This window comes from Streptomyces bikiniensis, from assembly GCF_000716625.1.
Classification (GTDB): Bacteria; Actinomycetota; Actinomycetes; order Streptomycetales; family Streptomycetaceae; genus Streptomyces; species Streptomyces bikiniensis.
The window spans coordinates 1-16,399 of record NZ_JNXJ01000022.1 but is presented as its reverse complement, the minus strand read 5'-3'; the positions used below and the strand labels follow the sequence as shown (position 1 = coordinate 16,399).

Sequence of the window (16,399 nt, the reverse complement as noted above, 5' to 3'; positions counted from 1 at the left end):
CCATGACCACCATCTCCGAGAACCCCACGGCACCCGCGACGCCCGCGACCACCGAAGCCACCGGCCTCATCGGCTTCATCCCGGTCCACATCGCCCGCGCCCTCACCCTGGGCGGCGGCGCGCTCACCGTCGCGAGCTGCTTCCTCGCCTGGACCTGGACCGCCCGCTTCCCCGGCGACCTCACCGTCTACGGCTACCCGGGCGGACTCCAGCTCCAGGTCCTGGTCGCCGGCCTGCTCACCACCCTCTTCGCCCTCTCCTCCTACGGGATCAAGGGCACCCGCTGGCTCACCCCGGCCGGCGCCGACGGCGCGATCAAGCTCGCCGCCCTCGCCGCCTTCGCCACCGCCTGGTACACCGTCGCCGCCATCAGCATCCAGCTCGGCGGCCCGGTCAACCTGGAGCCCGGCGGCGCGGTCGTCGCCGTCGCCACCCTGCTCGCCCTGGTCGGCGCCCTCGCCCTCCCCTTCGAGCGACCGGCCACCCACCCCGCCGACCCCGAGGACAACGGCTGGGACCAGTTCAAGCACCGCGCGAGCAACGGCCTGACCTCCTTCAAAGCCGCCTTCGGCACCACCGGCACCCCCCGCAGGCTGCCCCCGCTGCCCACCCCCGTCGAGATCCTCATCATCGCCGGCGTCCTCGCCGTCGCCCTCGGCGTCTTCACCTACGGCATCGGCACCGAATACGACGAGCTGTTCATCGGCTTCCTGATCACGGCCGGCTTCGGCTTCGCCGCGGTCAACAAGTCCGGACTGCTCCAGCAGGCCACCCAGCTCACCGGCAAGCACCAGAACCTGACCATCGCGGGCGCGTTCATCGCGGCGGCCCTGTTCCCCTTCACCCAGACCGACGACCAGTACGCGACGCTCGGCGTCTACATCCTGATCTTCGCCACGGTCGCCCTGGGCCTGAACATCGTCGTCGGCCTCGCCGGCCTCCTCGACCTCGGCTACGTCGCCTTCCTCGGCGTCGGCGCCTACGCGGCCGCCCTCGTCTCCGGCGCCCCGACCTCCCCCTTCGGCGTCCACCTCCCCTTCTGGGCCGCCATCCTCGTCGGCGCCGCCGCCTCCCTCGTCTTCGGCGTCCTCATCGGCGCCCCGACCCTGCGCCTGCGCGGCGACTACCTCGCCATCGTGACGCTCGGCTTCGGCGAGATCTTCCGCATCGCCGTCATGAACACCGACGGCACCTCCGGCCCCGACATCACCAACGGCTCCAACGGCATCGCCTCCATCCCGAACCTCGACTTCTTCGGGTTCGACTTCGGCGCCGAACACACCATCGCCGGCTTCACCATCGGCCGCTTCGCGAACTACTTCTTCCTGATGCTGCTGATCATGGCCGTCGTCGTGCTGGTCTTCCGGCGCAGCGGCGACTCCCGCATCGGCCGCGCCTGGGTCGCCATCCGCGAGGACGAGACCGCAGCCCTCGCCATGGGCATCAACGGCTTCCGGGTCAAACTGATCGCCTTCGCACTCGGCGCCGCCCTCGCCGGCCTGGCCGGCACCGTGCAGGCCCACGTCACCTACACCGTGACCCCCGAGCAGTACCTCTTCGCCGGCCCCATCCCGCCCAACTCCGCCTTCCTGCTCGCGGCCGTCGTCCTCGGCGGCATGGGCACGATGAGCGGACCTCTGGTCGGCGCCGCGCTCCTCTTCCTCATCCCGAACAAACTCCAGTTCATGGGCGAGTACCAGCTCTTCGCCTTCGGCCTCGCGCTCGTACTGATCATGCGCTTCCGCCCCGAGGGGATCATCCCCAACCGGCGCAACCAGCTGGAGTTCCACGAGAAGGACGAGACGCCCGCCACGCTCGCCAAGGCAGGTGCCTGAACCATGACGACCACCACCACCAAGGCCGACGCCACCACGGAACCGGCCACCCCCGAGACCGTCCTCGACGCCCGCGGCGTGACCATGCGCTTCGGCGGCCTCACCGCCGTCCGCGACGTCGACCTGACCGTCCGGAGCGGCGAGATCGTCGGTCTGATCGGCCCCAACGGCGCCGGCAAGACCACCTTCTTCAACTGCCTCACCGGCCTGTACGTCCCCACCGAGGGCGAGGTCCGCTACAAGGGCCAGGTCCTGCCGCCGAAGTCCTTCAAGGTCACCGCGGCCGGCATCGCCCGCACCTTCCAGAACATCCGTCTCTTCAACAACATGACGGTCCTGGAGAACGTCCTCGTCGGACGCCACACCCGCACCAAGGAAGGCCTCTGGTCCGCCCTCCTCCGCGGCCCCGGCTTCAAGAAGGCCGAAGCGGCCTCCGAGAAGCGGGCCATGGAACTCCTGGAGTTCATCGGCCTCCAGGACAAGGCCCAGCACCTCGCCAAGAACCTCCCGTACGGCGAACAGCGCAAGCTGGAGATCGCCCGCGCCCTCGCGAGCGACCCCGGCCTGATCCTCCTCGACGAACCCACCGCCGGCATGAACCCGCAGGAGACCCGGGCCGCCGAGGAACTCATCTTCGCCATCCGGGACATGGGCATCGCCGTCCTCGTCATCGAGCACGACATGCGGTTCATCTTCAACCTCTGCGACCGGGTCGCCGTACTCGTCCAGGGCCAGAAGCTGATCGAGGGCGACAGCCAGACCGTCCAGAGCGACGAGCGGGTCATCGCCGCGTACCTGGGCGAACCCATCGAGGGCGACGCCCCGACCGACGCTCCGGCCGACACCCCGGCCCCGGCCGGCACCCCGAAGGCCCCCGCCACCGAGGCCGGCGCCCCGGAAGAGGCGGCCGCTCCGAAGGAGACCACCGGGAAATCCCCGGAGAAGCCCTCGGAGAAGCCTTCGGAGAAGTCCTCGGAGAAGCCCTCGGAGGACACCCCGCACGACCCTGCTTCGGGCAAGGAGAACGACGCATGACCGCACTGCTCGAAGTCGAGGACCTGCGCGTCGCCTACGGAAAGATCGAGGCCGTCAAGGGCATCTCCTTCTCCGTCGAGGCCGGTGAGGTCGTCACCCTCATCGGCACCAACGGCGCCGGCAAGACCACCACCCTGCGGACCCTCTCCGGCCTCCTCAAGCCGGTCGGCGGCCAGATCAAGTTCGAGGGCAAGTCCCTCCGCAAGATCCCCGCGCACAAGATCGTCTCGCTGGGCCTCGCCCACTCCCCCGAGGGACGGCACATCTTCCCCCGGATGTCGATCGAGGAGAACCTCCTCCTCGGCGCCTTCCTCCGGAAGGACGGTGCCGGCATCACCAAGGACGTCCAGCGCGCCTACGACCTCTTCCCCATCCTGGGCGAACGCCGCAAGCAGGCCGCCGGCACGCTCTCCGGCGGCGAGCAGCAGATGCTCGCCATGGGCCGGGCCCTGATGTCCCAGCCCAAACTGCTCATGCTCGACGAGCCCTCCATGGGCCTCTCCCCGATCATGATGCAGAAGATCATGGCCACCATCGCCGAGCTGAAGGCCCAGGGCACCACCATCCTGCTCGTCGAGCAGAACGCCCAGGCCGCACTCGCCCTGGCGGACCACGGCCACGTCATGGAGATCGGCAAGATCGTGCTCTCGGGCACGGGGCAGAACCTGCTCCACGACGAGTCGGTCCGCAAGGCGTACCTCGGCGAGGACTGACCCTCCCCGCCCGCACCGAGACGGAAGGCCCGCCCCACAGTGCCGTGGGGCGGGCCTTCTCCTCTGCCGTACGAAGCGGAGCTACTGCTCCTTGCCCTTGGCCGCCTTCTTCTCCTCGGCGTCCTCGATGACCGCCTCCGCGACCTGCTGCATCGACATGCGGCGGTCCATCGACGTCTTCTGGATCCAGCGGAACGCGGCCGGCTCCGTCAGGCCGTACTGGGTCTGCAGGATCGACTTGGCCCGGTCCACCAGCTTGCGGGTCTCCAGCCGCTGGGAGAGGTCGGCGACCTCCTTCTCCAGCGCCCGCAGCTCCGCGAACCGGGAGACCGCCATCTCGATGGCCGGCACCACGTCGCTCTTGCTGAACGGCTTCACCAGGTACGCCATGGCGCCGGCGTCCCGGGCCCGCTCGACCAGCTCGCGCTGCGAGAAGGCGGTGAGCATGAGGACGGGGGCGATGGACTCGCCGGCGATCTTCTCGGCGGCCGAGATGCCGTCGAGGACGGGCATCTTGACGTCGAGGATGACGAGGTCGGGGCGGTGTTCGCGGGCGAGCTCGACGGCCTTGGCACCGTCCCCGGCCTCGCCGACGACCGTGTAGCCCTCTTCCTCGAGCATCTCTTTGAGGTCGAGGCGGATCAGGGCCTCGTCCTCGGCGATGACGACACGGGTCGTCAGCGGCGGGACGTGCGGCGCCTCGGCGTCGTCGGCGGGCTGGGGCGACTCGGGGGCGGTCACGGGGGCTCCTCGTTGCGGGGCAGCTACTGCTACATGAGCCTACCTAGGTCCTGTATGTTTGAGGCACAGCAGGTTGCCAATGACCTTCGTTTCGAAGGATGCCCCGGTAGCCCAGCGGAAGAGGCAGTGGTCTCAAACACCATACAGCGTGGGTTCGAATCCCACCCGGGGCACTCTACCTTCGATTCCAAGGACTCCAAGGGTGCTGTTGATCTTCACTCGTCACAGTGAACATCTCTTCGGCTTCGTCCATACGGGTTGCGGTTCGACAAGGCTGCCGTCATGGAGCAGCACAATCCTTCGATTCGCGAAGAAGCACTCGCACTCCTCCACCGGGGCTTGACCAACCGGGCAGTCGCTGAACGGCTCAACGTGCCACGGGGCACGGTCGGTTGGTGGCTGTCCGAAGATCGCCGGAAGCGTGGCGTCCGATTCGAGCGGCCCACGGACTGTACCCGGTGCACGGACAGTGCGCTCGACGCACCGGCGTACGCCTACCTCCTGGGGCTCTACCTCGGCGACGGCCACATCACGTCGAGGGCCAAGCAACACCACCTGTCGATCTTCTGCAGTACTTCGTGGCCGATGCTGATCGACGCCACCGAGGCGGCGATGCGCAGAGTGATGCCCCTGCCGACCATTCGGCGAAGGACCAGGCAGGGGTGCACCGAGGTGAAGTCCTACACCAAGCACTGGAAATGCCTCTTTCCCCAGCACGGCCCCGGCAAGAAGCACGAACGCGCGATCGTCCTCGAATCCTGGCAGCAGGAAGTCGTCGACGCGCACCCCTGGGAATTCGTTCGTGGGCTCGTGCACTCCGACGGGTGTCGGATCACCAACTGGACCACCCGCGTCGTGAACGGCGAGCGGAAGCGGTACGAGTACCCCCGGTACTTCTTCACCAACGTCTCGGACGACATCCGGCGGCTCTACACCGGCACCCTCGACCGGCTCGGCGTCGAGTGGACGCACTGCAGTCGCGGCGGGAGGCCCTACAACGTCTCCGTCGCCCGCAGGACCTCCGTCGCGCTCATGGATCTTCATGTGGGGCCCAAGGGCTGAGAAGGCAGGTCTCGACCGATCCCGGTGTGACCGATTCGTCCGAACACCCCGTGGAGATCGTGCGAAGGGCGCTGGTAATTTGGGGGCGCCGCGGTCACGTGGGGTCGGGGGGAGTCAGGGTTTGCGACCGCCGTAACGGCAACCGGATCAAGCCCTCCTGCATCCGTACTGCCTGCCTGCGCGCACAACGGGGAGCATGGAGGGAGGCCGGTCGTGACCGAGACGGGGCGGGGAGGGCACGCGCGGGGTGGCGACGAGGACGCCTCGGAGCCGGGGTCCCCGGGGGCCGGGCGTTTCCTCGGGCAGGGGTTGTTTCCCAACGAGACCATGCAGCTCCGCATACCCGAGGGCGGGATACCCGGCGGGGGGCGTGAGGGGGTCGCCGGCGCGCCCTCCGCTGCGGGAGATCCGGAAGGGGCCGGATCGTCCGGCGGTTCCCCGGCGGCTTCCCCGGCGGCTTCCTCCGGTTCCCGTGCGTCCCGTCGGACGGGTGCGGGGCGTCGGCGGAAGGCGCCCGAGTCGACGCTCGTCGCCCGTCTCGTCGCCGTCGCCGTGGTGTTCGGGTCCTGGCTGCGCCGTGTGCGGCCGCGTTATCCCCGGCCCGGGCGGGCGGGCTGGAAGCGCTGGGTGCCCTCCTGGCGGCAGACCGGGGGTGCGGTTCTCGCCTCGTTCGGGTTGGGTTTCCTGTCGTTGTCCTTCGCGTATGCCGTCACGGACATTCCGGAGAACCTGAACTCTTACGCCACTCAGCAGGACAACGTCTATTTCTGGGCCGACGGGACGCCCATGGCGCGTACGGGCTGGGTGCAGCGGCAGGCGGTGGAGCTGGAGGACGTGCCCGAGGACGTGCGCTGGGCGGTGCTCGCGGCCGAGAACGAGAGTTTCTACAGCGATCCGGGCATTTCGTTCAAGGGGATCAGCCGTGCGGTCCTGCGGACGGTCGGGCAGGGCAGTACCCAGGGCGGCTCGACGATCACGCAGCAGTACGTCAAGAACGTCTATCTCACTCAGGAGCAGACCTACAGCCGCAAGTTCACCGAGGCCATGATGGCCCTCAAGCTCGACAACAAGATGAGCAAGGACGAGATCCTGGAGGGTTATCTCAACACCAGTTGGTTCGGTCGTGGCACCTACGGGATCCAGCGTGCGGCGCAGGCGTACTACGGCAAGGACGTCAGTGGGCTGAACGCCAGTGAGGCGGCTTTCCTCGCTTCGCTGCTGAAGGGGGCCGGGTTGTACGATCCGACGCTCAGTGCGAACAACCGGGCGCGTGCGGTGGAGCGGTGGCGGTGGACGCTCGACCGGATGGTGGAGATCGGCAGGCTGACGCCGGAGGAGCGGGCGGGTTACCGGGATTTCCCGGAGCCGTTGGAGAGCAATCCGCTCTACAACACCGGTGAGCAGAGCGATTATCTGGTGGAGCTCGCCACCCAGTACGCCAAGAAGGCGGCGCACATCTCCGACAAGGATTTCGACCGTGGTGGTTATCAGATCTACACCACGTTCGACAAGAAGCGTGTGGATGCGCTCACCAAGTCCGTCAACAAGGCTCGGGACGAGGCGCGCAGGAAGAATCCCGGGGCTGCGAAGCATGTTCATTACGGTGCTGCTTCCGTGGCCGCCGACGGGCGGATCCTGGCCATTCACGGCGGTCCCGACCATCGCAAGCAGGGTTACAACGAGTCGAATGCGACCACGGTGCGGGCGGGGTCGGCGTTCCAGCCGTTCGTGTACGCGGCCGCTCTGGAGCACGGGGTGCGCAAGAGTCGGGACGGTGCTCCCGAGCGGGTGACGGGCGAGACGTTGTACCCCGGTGACGACGGGGTGCCGGTCACCACGCCGGAAGGGCCGTACTGGGACCGCAGTGGCCGGAAGGTGGCTGCGAAGAACGACGGCGGGCGGTCCTACGGGCGGATATCGCTGCACCGGGCGCTCGCGCTGTCGGTCAACACGACTTTCATGCAGCTCGGTATGGACACCGGTCTGGACAAGGTCCGTGCGACCGCCGCGGCGGCCGGGTTGCTGCCCTCCAGTCTGGGTGCCCAGGTGCCCGCGTTGTCCGCGGGCAGTTCGACGCCCAGTGCCATCCGCATGGCGGGTGGGTACGCCACGTTCGCCGCGGAGGGCCGGCACACCGAGCCGTACGCCGTTCTCAAGGTCACCCGCAACGGTCATGAGGTGGCCGTGGACGTTCCGGGTGCGCGGCGGGCGGTGGACGTCGAGACCGCCGCGGCGGTGCAGTCGGCTCTGACCGATGCCTTCCGTGCGGCCCATCCGGGGGCTGCCGCGGCTGCCGGCGGCGCGGTGGCGGGGAAGGTGGGCACCACCGAGGACGACACCGCCGCCTGGTACGTGGGCACCGAGAAGAAGGTGTCCACGGCGGTCGTCGTCTACCGCATCGATCTGGCCAGGAGTCTTGAGCCCCTGCCGTTGGAGGGGTTGGGCGGTACGGCCGCCGACAGTGTTCCGTATCGCGTCTGGGCGCGGGCCCTGGGTCATGCCGGCTGACCGCCTTCGCGTTCGATGCCGTCCGCTTTCCGCCTTCGAAGGATGAAGCCGCAGATGAACAAACCGTCGGGTCGTCGCCGCAAGGCTCCCGCGCGCCGCCGTCTCCCCGTCGGTGCCGGGGTGCTCGCGGTGGCGGCGTTTCTCGTCGTCGTCTCCGTCCTCGCCGGTTATCTGGTGCTGTCCGGCGGGGACGGTGCGGCCCCGGCGGGGTCCGTGGCGGGTGGCGCGTCGCAGAAGCCGTTGCCCGGGGCCTCGGGGGAGGCGGCGTGGGACGGTCGGGTCGAGGTGATCGGTGACGGTTCGACTTCTTATACCGGTCCGCAGAAGGGGCAGCTCGAGGCGCGGCCCCTCAAGCCCGGTGAGAAGCCGCCGCAGTTCGTCGTCTTCTCCTGGGACGGTGCCCTGCAGGGTGACGACGGGTTGTTCGCGCACTACCGGGAGATGGCCAGCAGGCACAAGGCCCACATGACCTTCTTCCTGACCGGCATCTATCTGTTGCCGAAGAGCAAGAAGGAGTTGTACGACCCGCCGCAGCACGAGCGGGGCAGTGCGGCCATCAGTTTTCCCACGGACGAGCACGTCTATACGACTCTGGAGCAGCTCGCCGGGGCCTGGAAGGACGGGAACGAGATCGGTACCCACTTCAACGGGCACTTCTGTGGTGCGAAGGGGGGTGGCGATTGGAGCGTGTCGGAGTGGAAGAGCGAGATCGAGCAGTTCTACGGCTTCGTGGAGAAGTGGAAGACCAACACGGGTAGGACGGACCTGGCGCCGTTGCCGTTCGACATCCGTCGCGAGGTGGTCGGTGGTCGTGCTCCCTGTTTGGAGGGCCAGGCCAATCTGCTTCAGGCGGCGAAGGGTTTCGGTTGGCGTTATGACGCCAGTTCCGCGGGTGACTTCCAGATATGGCCGAAGAAGAAGAACGGCATATGGGACTTCCCGTTGCAGATGCTCCCGTACGAGGGGGGCAAGTACCAGGGTCTGTCGATGGACTTCAACTTCCTCTACAACCAGTCCAAGGGTGAGACCGACGGCGATCCGGCCATGTATCCGCAGTGGCAGCAGGAGACGTTGGACACCTATATGGCGGGGTTCAACCGTGTGTACTACGGCAGTCGTGCCCCGTTGTTCATCGGCAACCACTTCGAGGAGTGGAACGGCGGCATCTACATGAAGGCCGTCGACCGGATGATCGAGGAGGTGTGCACCAAGAAGGACGTCAAGTGCGTGTCCTTCAGGGAGCTCGCCGACTGGATGGACGTGCAGAAGCCTTCCACGCTGGAGCGGTTGCGCAGTCTGGATCCGGCCCAGTCGCCGGACTGGTCCAGCGTCGTGAAGTGACCGGGGCGGCCCGGGGGCGGGTGGCCGGTGACCGTGCGGTAGCACGTGGGGCGCCGGTTCGGCGGTCCGCCCGTTCCGAGGGCGCCACCTCCTTCACAAGAGCTGCACAGGGCGTGTAAAAATGCCGCTTACCTCGGCCGTTCTGCGTCGGGGGCGAAGGGGAAACGCCAGTGAAATCAAGAAAACTGAAGCACACTCGACGACGGGCTTCGATACTCACGGCGGCCGCCGCATCGGCCGTCGCGGGTGCCGCGCTGCTGCCCAACTGGAACGCGGGCGCCTCCACGGCGGCCGAGCCCCAGGTCGACGCCAAGACCAGGGCCGCCTTCCAGAGCCTGGCCGACGCGGTCTTCACCGACCGCACCAACGCCCTGGTCGACCAGCCGCGTCACGGCGGCGGCAGGAAGGCCCTGGCCAAGGGCTTCTCCGGCGAGGTGGAGCTCTCCTCGGACATCGGCCGCACCGAGGACACCGCCCGGAAGCAGCTGGACGACCGCAGGAACCGGCTGGCGGGCAACGGCGAGAAGTACAGCGCCGGCAGCACCACGGTCACTCTGGACCGCACCGACGTCAAGGGCCGCACCGCCGTCGTCGCGGTCACCGAGAACACCACGCTGACCTATGCGAAGGTCACCGGTGGCGAGCCGGGCACCACCGGTTTCCAGGCCCGTCACGAGCTCACCTTCAAGGCGGACAAGAAGGGTTCCTGGAAGCTCACGAAGATCCGTGAGACCGGTGACGGCTACCTCGCGGTGAACCAGCTCGCCCAGCCGATGACGGCCACCGTGGCGGCCACGACCACCACCACTCCGTCGGCTCCCCGCGCCGCCATCACCAAGCGTCCACCGGCCGCTCCCAAGAAGCTCACGGGCGGCGAGTACGACTACAAGGCGATGGCCGCGTACGCGGAGAAGTACTGGAGCAAGTACAACCCGGCCTACCCCAACTTCAACGGGGCGGGCGCGGGCGGCGACTGCACCAACTTCGTCAGCCAGTCCCTCAAGGCCGGCGGCTGGAAGCACGTGCCCGGTTACGTGTACGACTACACGCGCTGGTTCGGGACCGCCGACATCCAGTCGCACTCCTTCATCGGCGTCAACGAGTGGTCCTGGTTCGCGCAGAACTCCAAGCGGACCACCAGTCTGGCGAACGTCTACCAGTTGGACGTCGGTGACGTCCTCCAGGTGGACTTCAACAAGGACGGGTCCAAGGACCACACGATGATCGTCACGTCGCGCCGGAACGGCGTGCCGTATCTGACGTACCACTCCACCAACACCCTGCGCCGGTCGGTGACGAGCATCATCTCGTCCTACCCGAACGCCGCGTACTACGCCTACCGCACCTGACGGAGGCCGCACCCCGTGCCACCGCGCCCCGCGTCCCGACGGACGCGGGGCGCGGTGGCGTTCGGTCTCCGCGGGCGGGTTCTAGGGGGCCCAGGGCTTCAGCAGGTCCTTCATCGCGTCCGTCAGGGCGAACTGGAGCAGGGGGCCATAGGTGACGCGGCCGACGCCGAGGCGGCGGAAGCGGGCGAGGTCGTGCTTGACGGGGTGGGCCGTGGAGTTGACGGGGACGGTGACGGCGCCGACGACCGCCGTGAGGAGGTCGTCGTCGTCCTGGATGCCCACCGGGTAGACGCTGTCGGCGCCGGCCCGTTCCATGGCCCGCAGGCGTTCGATCGCCTGGTCGAGGGCGGTGGCGGGGTCGTCCGCGTGCATGAAGAGGTCGGTGCGGCCGTTGATCCAGACGGGGATGCCCGCGGCGTCGGCCGCGGCGCGCAGGTCGGCGATGTAGTGCGCGTGTTCCTGCGTGTCGCGTACGCGTCCGCCGTCCGAGTGGACGGTGTCCTCGATGTTGAGGCCGACGCCGCCGGCCTCGGTGAGGCCGGCGATGAGGTCGGCGGGCTTCTGGCCGTAGCCGGCCTCCAGGTCGACGGAGACGGGGACGTCGACCGCGGCGGTGATCGGCCGGACGGCGGCGAGGACGTCTTCGAAGGTCTGGCCCTCGTGGTCGTCGGCTCCCCGGGAGTCGGCGAGGGGGTGGCTGCCGATGGTCAGTGCGGGGAATCCGGCGTCGGCCGCCGTCCGTGCGGACCAGACGTCCCAGACGGTCGGCAGTACGAGCGGCTTGTGGTCGGCGTGCAGCTGCTTGAGGCGCTGGGCGCGCTCGGTGGTGGTGCGAAGGTCCATGCCGGGACGCTACCCCCGGATCGCCGTGTGCAACGTGGGGGCGCGGGGCTATGTCAGCGGCTCTCCGATGTGGTGGACGCGGACGAGGTTGGTGGAGCCGGCGACGCCGGGCGGGGAGCCGGCGGTGATGACGACGATGTCGCCCTTGGCGCAGCGGCCGATGCGGAGGAGTTCTTCGTCGACCTGGGCGACCATCGCGTCGGTGGAGTCGACGTGGGGGCCGAGGAAGGTTTCGACGCCCCAGGTGAGGTTGAGCTGGGAGCGGGTGGCGGGGTCGGGGGTGAAGGCGAGGAGGGGGATCGGGGAGCGGTAGCGGGAGAGGCGTTTGACGGTGTCGCCGGACTGGGTGAAGGCGACGAGGAACTTGGCGCCGAGGAAGTCGCCCATTTCGGCGGCGGCGCGGGCGACGGCTCCGCCCTGGGTGCGGGGCTTGTTGCGTTCGGTGAGCGGGGGGAGGCCCTTGGCGAGGACGTCCTCTTCGGCGGCTTCGACGATGCGGCTCATGGTGCGGACGGTCTCGACGGGGAAGCGGCCGACGCTGGTCTCGCCGGAGAGCATGACGGCGTCGGTGCCGTCGATGACGGCGTTGGCGACGTCGGAGGCCTCGGCGCGGGTGGGCCGGGAGTTGTCGATCATGGAGTCGAGCATCTGGGTGGCGACGATGACCGGTTTGGCGTTGCGCTTGGCGAGTTTGACGGCCCGCTTCTGGACGATCGGGACCTGTTCCAGGGGCATTTCGACGCCGAGGTCGCCGCGGGCGACCATGATGCCGTCGAAGGCGGCGACGATCTCGTCAATGTTCTCGACGGCCTGGGGCTTCTCGATCTTGGCGATGACGGGGAGGCGGCGGCCTTCCTCGTCCATGACGCGGTGGACGTCCTCGATGTCGCGGGCGCTGCGGACGAAGGAGAGGGCGATGACGTCGGCGCCGGTGCGCAGGGCCCAGCGGAGGTCTTCGATGTCCTTGTCGGAGAGGGCGGGGACGGAGACGGCGACGCCGGGGAGGTTGAGGCCCTTGTGGTCGGAGACCATGCCGCCCTCGATGACGCGGGTGCGGACGCGGGGTCCGTCGACGGCGGTGACTTCGAGGGTGACGCGGCCGTCGTCCACGAGGATGCGTTCGCCGGTGGTGACGTCGTCGGCGAGGCCGGTGTAGGTGGTGCCGCAGGTGTGGCGGTCGCCTTCGACGGGTTCGACGGTGATGGTGAATTCGTCGCCGCGTTCAAGGAGTACGGGGCCTTCGCGGAAGCGGCCGAGGCGGATCTTCGGGCCTTGAAGGTCGGCGAGGACGCCGACGCTGCGGCCGGTTTCGTCGGAGGCTTTGCGGACGCGCTGGTAGCGCTCCTCGTGTTCGGCGTAGGTGCCGTGGCTGAGGTTGAGGCGGGCCACGTCCATTCCGGCCTCGATCAATGCCTTGATCTGGTCGTATGTTTCGGTGGCGGGCCCAAGGGTACAAACGATTTTCGCTCGGCGCATGGGACGAGCCTAGGGCTTACCCGTGAGTAGTGAATCGGGCTGCCATGACTACTCAACGTCCTTTCCGTGAAAGGTTGTTGACAATACTTGAATCTGTGCGCCGGGGTGCTCCGATGAGCGTTTTCGGCTTCTTTTCCGGGCGCTTCCGGCCCGTGCGCATCGAACACTTTTCCACTCCGTAACCCGCGAGACCTGTTGCGGAGGGGCCTCCTGGGCCAGAATCTACGCGCGTTGTGCACCTGAACGACGCCACTGAACCGAGGAGAAGCACATGCCGTTGAACCGCCGGACGTTCCTGGAGGGCTCCGTGGCCGTCGGGGCCGGGGCCGCCCTCACCGCCGGGGCCGTCGCCCCCGCCGAGGCGCACGGACCCGGGCACGGGCACCGCCCGAAGCCGGCCGTGCGGTACTCCTTCACCGTCATGGGGACGACCGATCTGCACGGCAACGTCTTCAACTGGGACTACTTCACGGACAAGGAGTTCGACGACAAGGCGCACAACGACGTCGGCCTCGCCAAGATCTCCACGCTGGTCGAGCGGGTGCGGAAGGAGAAGGGGAGGCGCAACACCCTCCTCATCGACGCCGGCGACACCATCCAGGGCACCCAGCTGTCGTACTACTACGCCAAGGTCGACCCGATCACCGCGCGCCGCGGCCCGGTCCACCCGATGGCGCAGGCGATGAACGCCATCGGCTACGACGCCGCCGCCCTCGGCAACCACGAGTTCAACTACGGCATCCCGGTGCTGCGCAAGTTCGAGGAGCAGTGCGACTTCCCGCTGCTCGGTGCCAACGCGCTCGACGCGAAGACGCTGCGGCCGGCGTTCGCCCCGTACAGCATGCACCGGCTGCGGACGCCGTGCGGCCGGGGCGTGAAGGTGGCCGTGCTCGGTCTGACCAATCCGGGCATCGCGATCTGGGACAAGGCGAACGTCGGCGGGAAGATGGTCTTCCCGGGCCTGGAGGAGCAGGCGGCGAAGTGGGTGCCGAAGCTGCGCTCGATGGGCGCGGACGTGGTGGTCGTGTCGGCGCACTCCGGTTCCAGCGGCACGTCCTCGTACGGTGACCAGCTGCCGTACGTCGAGAACGCGGCCGGGCTCGTGGCCGAGCAGGTGCCGGGCATCGACGCGATCCTCGTCGGGCACGCGCACACGGAGATCCCCGAGTACCGGGTCGCGAACAAGGAGACCGGCAAGGAGGTCGTGCTCTCCGAGCCGCTGAAGTGGGGCCAGCGGCTCACCCTCTTCGACTTCGACCTGGTGTGGGAGCGGGGCCGCTGGAGCGTCGAGAAGGTCGGCGCGCAGGTCCTGAACTCCAACACGGTGGAGGAGGACCGGAAGATCGTGCGGCTGCTCTCCGACGAGCACCGGAAGGTGGTCGCGTACGTCAACCAGGTCATCGGCACCTCGACCGGGGCGATGACCACGGCCGACGCGCCATGGAAGGACGAGCCGGTCATCGACCTGATCAACGTGGTGCAGACGGAGACGGTGAAGGCGGCGCTGGCCGGCGGTGCCCACGCGGGTCTGCCGGTGCTGTCGCAGGCGTCCTGCTTCTCGCGCACGGCCCGGATTCCGGCCGGTCAGATCACGATCAAGGACGCGGCGGGGCTGTACCCGTTCGAGAACACCCTTGAGGCGCGGCTGCTGACGGGCGCGCAGCTGAAGGACTACCTGGAGTTCTCGGCGCGGTACTACGTACGGACCCCGGCGGGCGCTCCGGTCGACACGGCGAAGCTGACGAACGCGGACGGCACGCCGGACTACAACTACGACGCGGTGTCGGGCCTGACGTACGAGATCGACATCGCGAAGCCGGCCGGGTCGCGGATCGTGAACCTGTCGTTCGGGGGGAGGCCGCTGGACCCGGCGGCGAAGTTCGTGCTCGCGGTCAACAACTACCGGGCGAGCGGCGGCGGCGCGTTCCCGCACGTGGCGAACGCGCCGCAGCTGTGGGCGGACTCGGACGAGATCCGCAACACGATCATCCGGTGGGTGCAGGCGAAGGGGACGGTCGACCCGGGGCGGTTCGCGTCGGTGGACTGGAAGCTGACCCGGGACGGCGTGCCGGTGTTCTGATCCGCACGTCAGTGCTGGACGAGGGGCGTCAGCTTCCGGCCCTGGGCCGGGAAGCCGGGCGCCTCTCGCGCTTCCAGGCCGAAGCTGGTGAAGGCGGTGCGGCGCGGCAGGGGGTAGGGCTCCTTGCCGGTGATCGCGTTGAGGATGGTGGCGCTGCGCCAGGCGGCGAGGCCGAGGTCGGGGGCGCCGACGCCGTGGGTGTGGCGCTCGGCGTTCTGGACGTGGACGGCTCCGGTGACGGAGGGGTCGAGGACGAGGCGGTAGTGCTCGTCGACGCGGGGGCGTCCGGCGGAGTCGTGGCGGACGTAGGGGTCGAGGCCGGTGAGGAGGCGGTCGAGGGGGCGTTCGCGGTAGCCGGTGGCGAGGACGACGGCGTCGGTGGTGAGCCGGGTGCGGGCGTTCTGCTGGACGTGTTCGAGGTGCAGTTCGACGCGGGTGGTGGCGACGCGGCCGGCGGTGCGGACGCGGACGCCGGGGGTGAGGACGGCGTCGGGCCAGCCGCCGTGGAGGGTGCGGCGGTAGAGCTCGTCGTGGATGGCGGTGATGGTGGCGTCGTCGATGCCCTTGTGGAGCTGCCACTGGCGGGGCACGAGGCCGTCGCGGACCTGCTCGGGGAGGGCGTGGAAGTAGCGGGTGTAGTCGGGGGTGAAGTGCTCCAGGCCGAGCTTGGAGTACTCCATGGGGGCGAAGGCCTCGGTGCGGGTGAGCCAGTGGATGCCCTCGGCCCCGGCGGGGCGGGCGCGCAGGAGGTCGAGGAAGATCTCGGCGCCGGACTGGCCGGAGCCGACGACGGTGACGTGTCCGGCGGCGAGGAGGGTCTCGCGGTGGGCGAGGTAGTCGGCGGAGTGGACGACGGGGACGCCGGGGGCGTCGGCGAGGGGCCGGAGGGGTTCGGGGACGTACGGTTCGGTGCCGACGCCGAGGACGACGTTGCGGGTGTAGGTGCGGCCGAGCGCCTCGGTCTCGCCGTCGGGGTCGAGCTGGGTGTAGTCGACCTCGAAGAGGCGGCGTTCGGGGTTCCAGCGGACGGAGTCGACCTGGTGGCCGAAGTGGAGGCCGGGGAGGCGTTCGCTGGCCCAGCGGCAGTAGGCGTCGTACTCGGCGCGGTGGATGTGGAACTTCTCGGCGAAGTAGAAGGGGAAGAGGCGTTCGCGGCTCTTCAGGTAGTTGAGGAAGGTCCAGGGGCTGGCGGGGTCGGCGAGGGTGACGAGGTCGGCGAGGAAGGGGACCTGGAGGGTGGCGCCGTCGATGAGGAGTCCGGGGTGCCAGTGGAAGGCGGGGCGCTGTTCGTAGAAGGCGGTGGAGAGGCCGCCGGGGACGCCGTGGGCGAGGGCGGCGAGGGAGAGGTTGAAGGGGCCGATGCCGATGCCGACGAGGTCGTGGGGGCGGTCGGGGGCGGGGTCCTGTCCGTGGGGG

General features: G+C 68.8%; 12 protein-coding genes and 1 tRNA gene. 9 read left to right on the top strand and 4 right to left on the bottom strand.

The features are described 5' to 3' along the window. Nucleotides 1-2 precede the first annotated feature (2 nt). The 3 genes from OO47_RS18480 to OO47_RS18470 are packed head-to-tail and all read left to right on the top strand — an operon-like array spanning nt 3 to nt 3,583. Complete coding sequence (locus tag OO47_RS18480; protein WP_030205324.1) at nt 3-1,835, top strand: branched-chain amino acid ABC transporter permease; 1,833 nt, start codon at nt 3-5, stop codon at nt 1,833-1,835. A gap of 3 nt (nt 1,836-1,838) precedes the next feature. Continuing rightward, nucleotides 1,839-2,870, top strand: coding sequence for an ABC transporter ATP-binding protein (locus OO47_RS18475; protein ID WP_033209552.1), 1,032 nt, complete (start codon nt 1,839-1,841; stop codon nt 2,868-2,870). Continuing rightward, nucleotides 2,867-3,583 (top strand): ABC transporter ATP-binding protein, encoded by a 717-nt coding sequence (locus OO47_RS18470; protein ID WP_030205326.1) that lies wholly within the window; start codon nt 2,867-2,869, stop codon nt 3,581-3,583. The genes OO47_RS18475 and OO47_RS18470 overlap by 4 nt, the downstream gene beginning before the upstream one ends. Before the next feature lie 81 nt (nt 3,584-3,664). Here the strand turns inward: OO47_RS18470 and OO47_RS18465 are convergent, their stop codons facing one another. Next, nucleotides 3,665-4,324 (bottom strand): ANTAR domain-containing response regulator, encoded by a 660-nt coding sequence (locus OO47_RS18465; RefSeq protein ID WP_030205329.1) that lies wholly within the window; start codon nt 4,322-4,324, stop codon nt 3,665-3,667. Between the two features lie 100 nt (nt 4,325-4,424). Here OO47_RS18465 and OO47_RS18460 point away from each other — a divergent pair. The 5 genes from OO47_RS18460 (at nt 4,425) to OO47_RS18440 (ending at nt 10,584) form a co-directional block, all read left to right on the top strand. Next, nucleotides 4,425-4,497: transfer RNA gene (locus OO47_RS18460), tRNA-Leu, on the top strand. A gap of 109 nt (nt 4,498-4,606) precedes the next feature. Continuing rightward, nucleotides 4,607-5,386 carry a helix-turn-helix domain-containing protein gene (locus OO47_RS18455; protein ID WP_030205333.1) on the top strand — a complete coding sequence of 260 codons (780 nt, stop codon included), beginning with the start codon at nt 4,607-4,609 and terminating at the stop codon, nt 5,384-5,386. Nucleotides 5,387-5,713: 327 nt separating this feature from the next. Next, entirely contained in the window at nt 5,714-7,894 is a 2,181-nt protein-coding gene (locus OO47_RS18450) for a transglycosylase domain-containing protein (protein ID WP_033209599.1), read from the top strand. A gap of 54 nt (nt 7,895-7,948) precedes the next feature. Further along, entirely contained in the window at nt 7,949-9,235 is a 1,287-nt protein-coding gene (locus OO47_RS18445; protein ID WP_033209548.1) for a polysaccharide deacetylase family protein, read from the top strand. Nucleotides 9,236-9,405: 170 nt separating this feature from the next. Next, nucleotides 9,406-10,584 carry an amidase domain-containing protein gene (locus OO47_RS18440; protein WP_030205337.1) on the top strand — a complete coding sequence of 393 codons (1,179 nt, stop codon included), beginning with the start codon at nt 9,406-9,408 and terminating at the stop codon, nt 10,582-10,584. Nucleotides 10,585-10,665: 81 nt separating this feature from the next. Here the strand turns inward: OO47_RS18440 and OO47_RS18435 are convergent, their stop codons facing one another. Together OO47_RS18435 and pyk are read right to left on the bottom strand one after the other, a co-directional pair. Further along, nucleotides 10,666-11,427 carry an isocitrate lyase/PEP mutase family protein gene (locus tag OO47_RS18435; protein WP_030205339.1) on the bottom strand — a complete coding sequence of 254 codons (762 nt, stop codon included), beginning with the start codon at nt 11,425-11,427 and terminating at the stop codon, nt 10,666-10,668. Nucleotides 11,428-11,475: 48 nt separating this feature from the next. Beyond that, the gene (gene pyk / locus OO47_RS18430) at nt 11,476-12,903 is read right to left on the bottom strand and encodes a pyruvate kinase (protein ID WP_030205341.1); all 1,428 of its coding nucleotides are present in this window, start codon (nt 12,901-12,903) and stop codon (nt 11,476-11,478) included. Nucleotides 12,904-13,174: 271 nt separating this feature from the next. On the opposite strand from pyk, the gene OO47_RS18425 reads away from it, so the two are divergent. Next, complete coding sequence (locus tag OO47_RS18425) at nt 13,175-14,983, top strand: bifunctional metallophosphatase/5'-nucleotidase (RefSeq protein ID WP_030205344.1); 1,809 nt, start codon at nt 13,175-13,177, stop codon at nt 14,981-14,983. Between the two features lie 8 nt (nt 14,984-14,991). On the opposite strand, the gene OO47_RS18420 is transcribed toward OO47_RS18425, so the two are convergent. Further along, on the bottom strand, nt 14,992-16,399 hold a 1,408-nt coding region (locus OO47_RS18420), incomplete at its 5' end, for a lysine N(6)-hydroxylase/L-ornithine N(5)-oxygenase family protein (RefSeq protein ID WP_033209544.1).

Coding starts and splice junctions, on each gene's coding strand:
- OO47_RS18480 (WP_030205324.1), top strand. CDS start 3: ATGACCACCATCTCCGAGAACCCCACGGCACCCGCGACGCCCGCGACC.
- OO47_RS18450 (WP_033209599.1), top strand. CDS start 5,714: ATGCAGCTCCGCATACCCGAGGGCGGGATACCCGGCGGGGGGCGTGAG.
- OO47_RS18445 (WP_033209548.1), top strand. CDS start 7,949: ATGAACAAACCGTCGGGTCGTCGCCGCAAGGCTCCCGCGCGCCGCCGT.
- pyk (WP_030205341.1), bottom strand. CDS start 12,903: ATGCGCCGAGCGAAAATCGTTTGTACCCTTGGGCCCGCCACCGAAACA.
- OO47_RS18470 (WP_030205326.1), top strand. CDS start 2,867: ATGACCGCACTGCTCGAAGTCGAGGACCTGCGCGTCGCCTACGGAAAG.
- OO47_RS18475 (WP_033209552.1), top strand. CDS start 1,839: ATGACGACCACCACCACCAAGGCCGACGCCACCACGGAACCGGCCACC.
- OO47_RS18455 (WP_030205333.1), top strand. CDS start 4,607: ATGGAGCAGCACAATCCTTCGATTCGCGAAGAAGCACTCGCACTCCTC.
- OO47_RS18435 (WP_030205339.1), bottom strand. CDS start 11,427: ATGGACCTTCGCACCACCACCGAGCGCGCCCAGCGCCTCAAGCAGCTG.
- OO47_RS18425 (WP_030205344.1), top strand. CDS start 13,175: ATGCCGTTGAACCGCCGGACGTTCCTGGAGGGCTCCGTGGCCGTCGGG.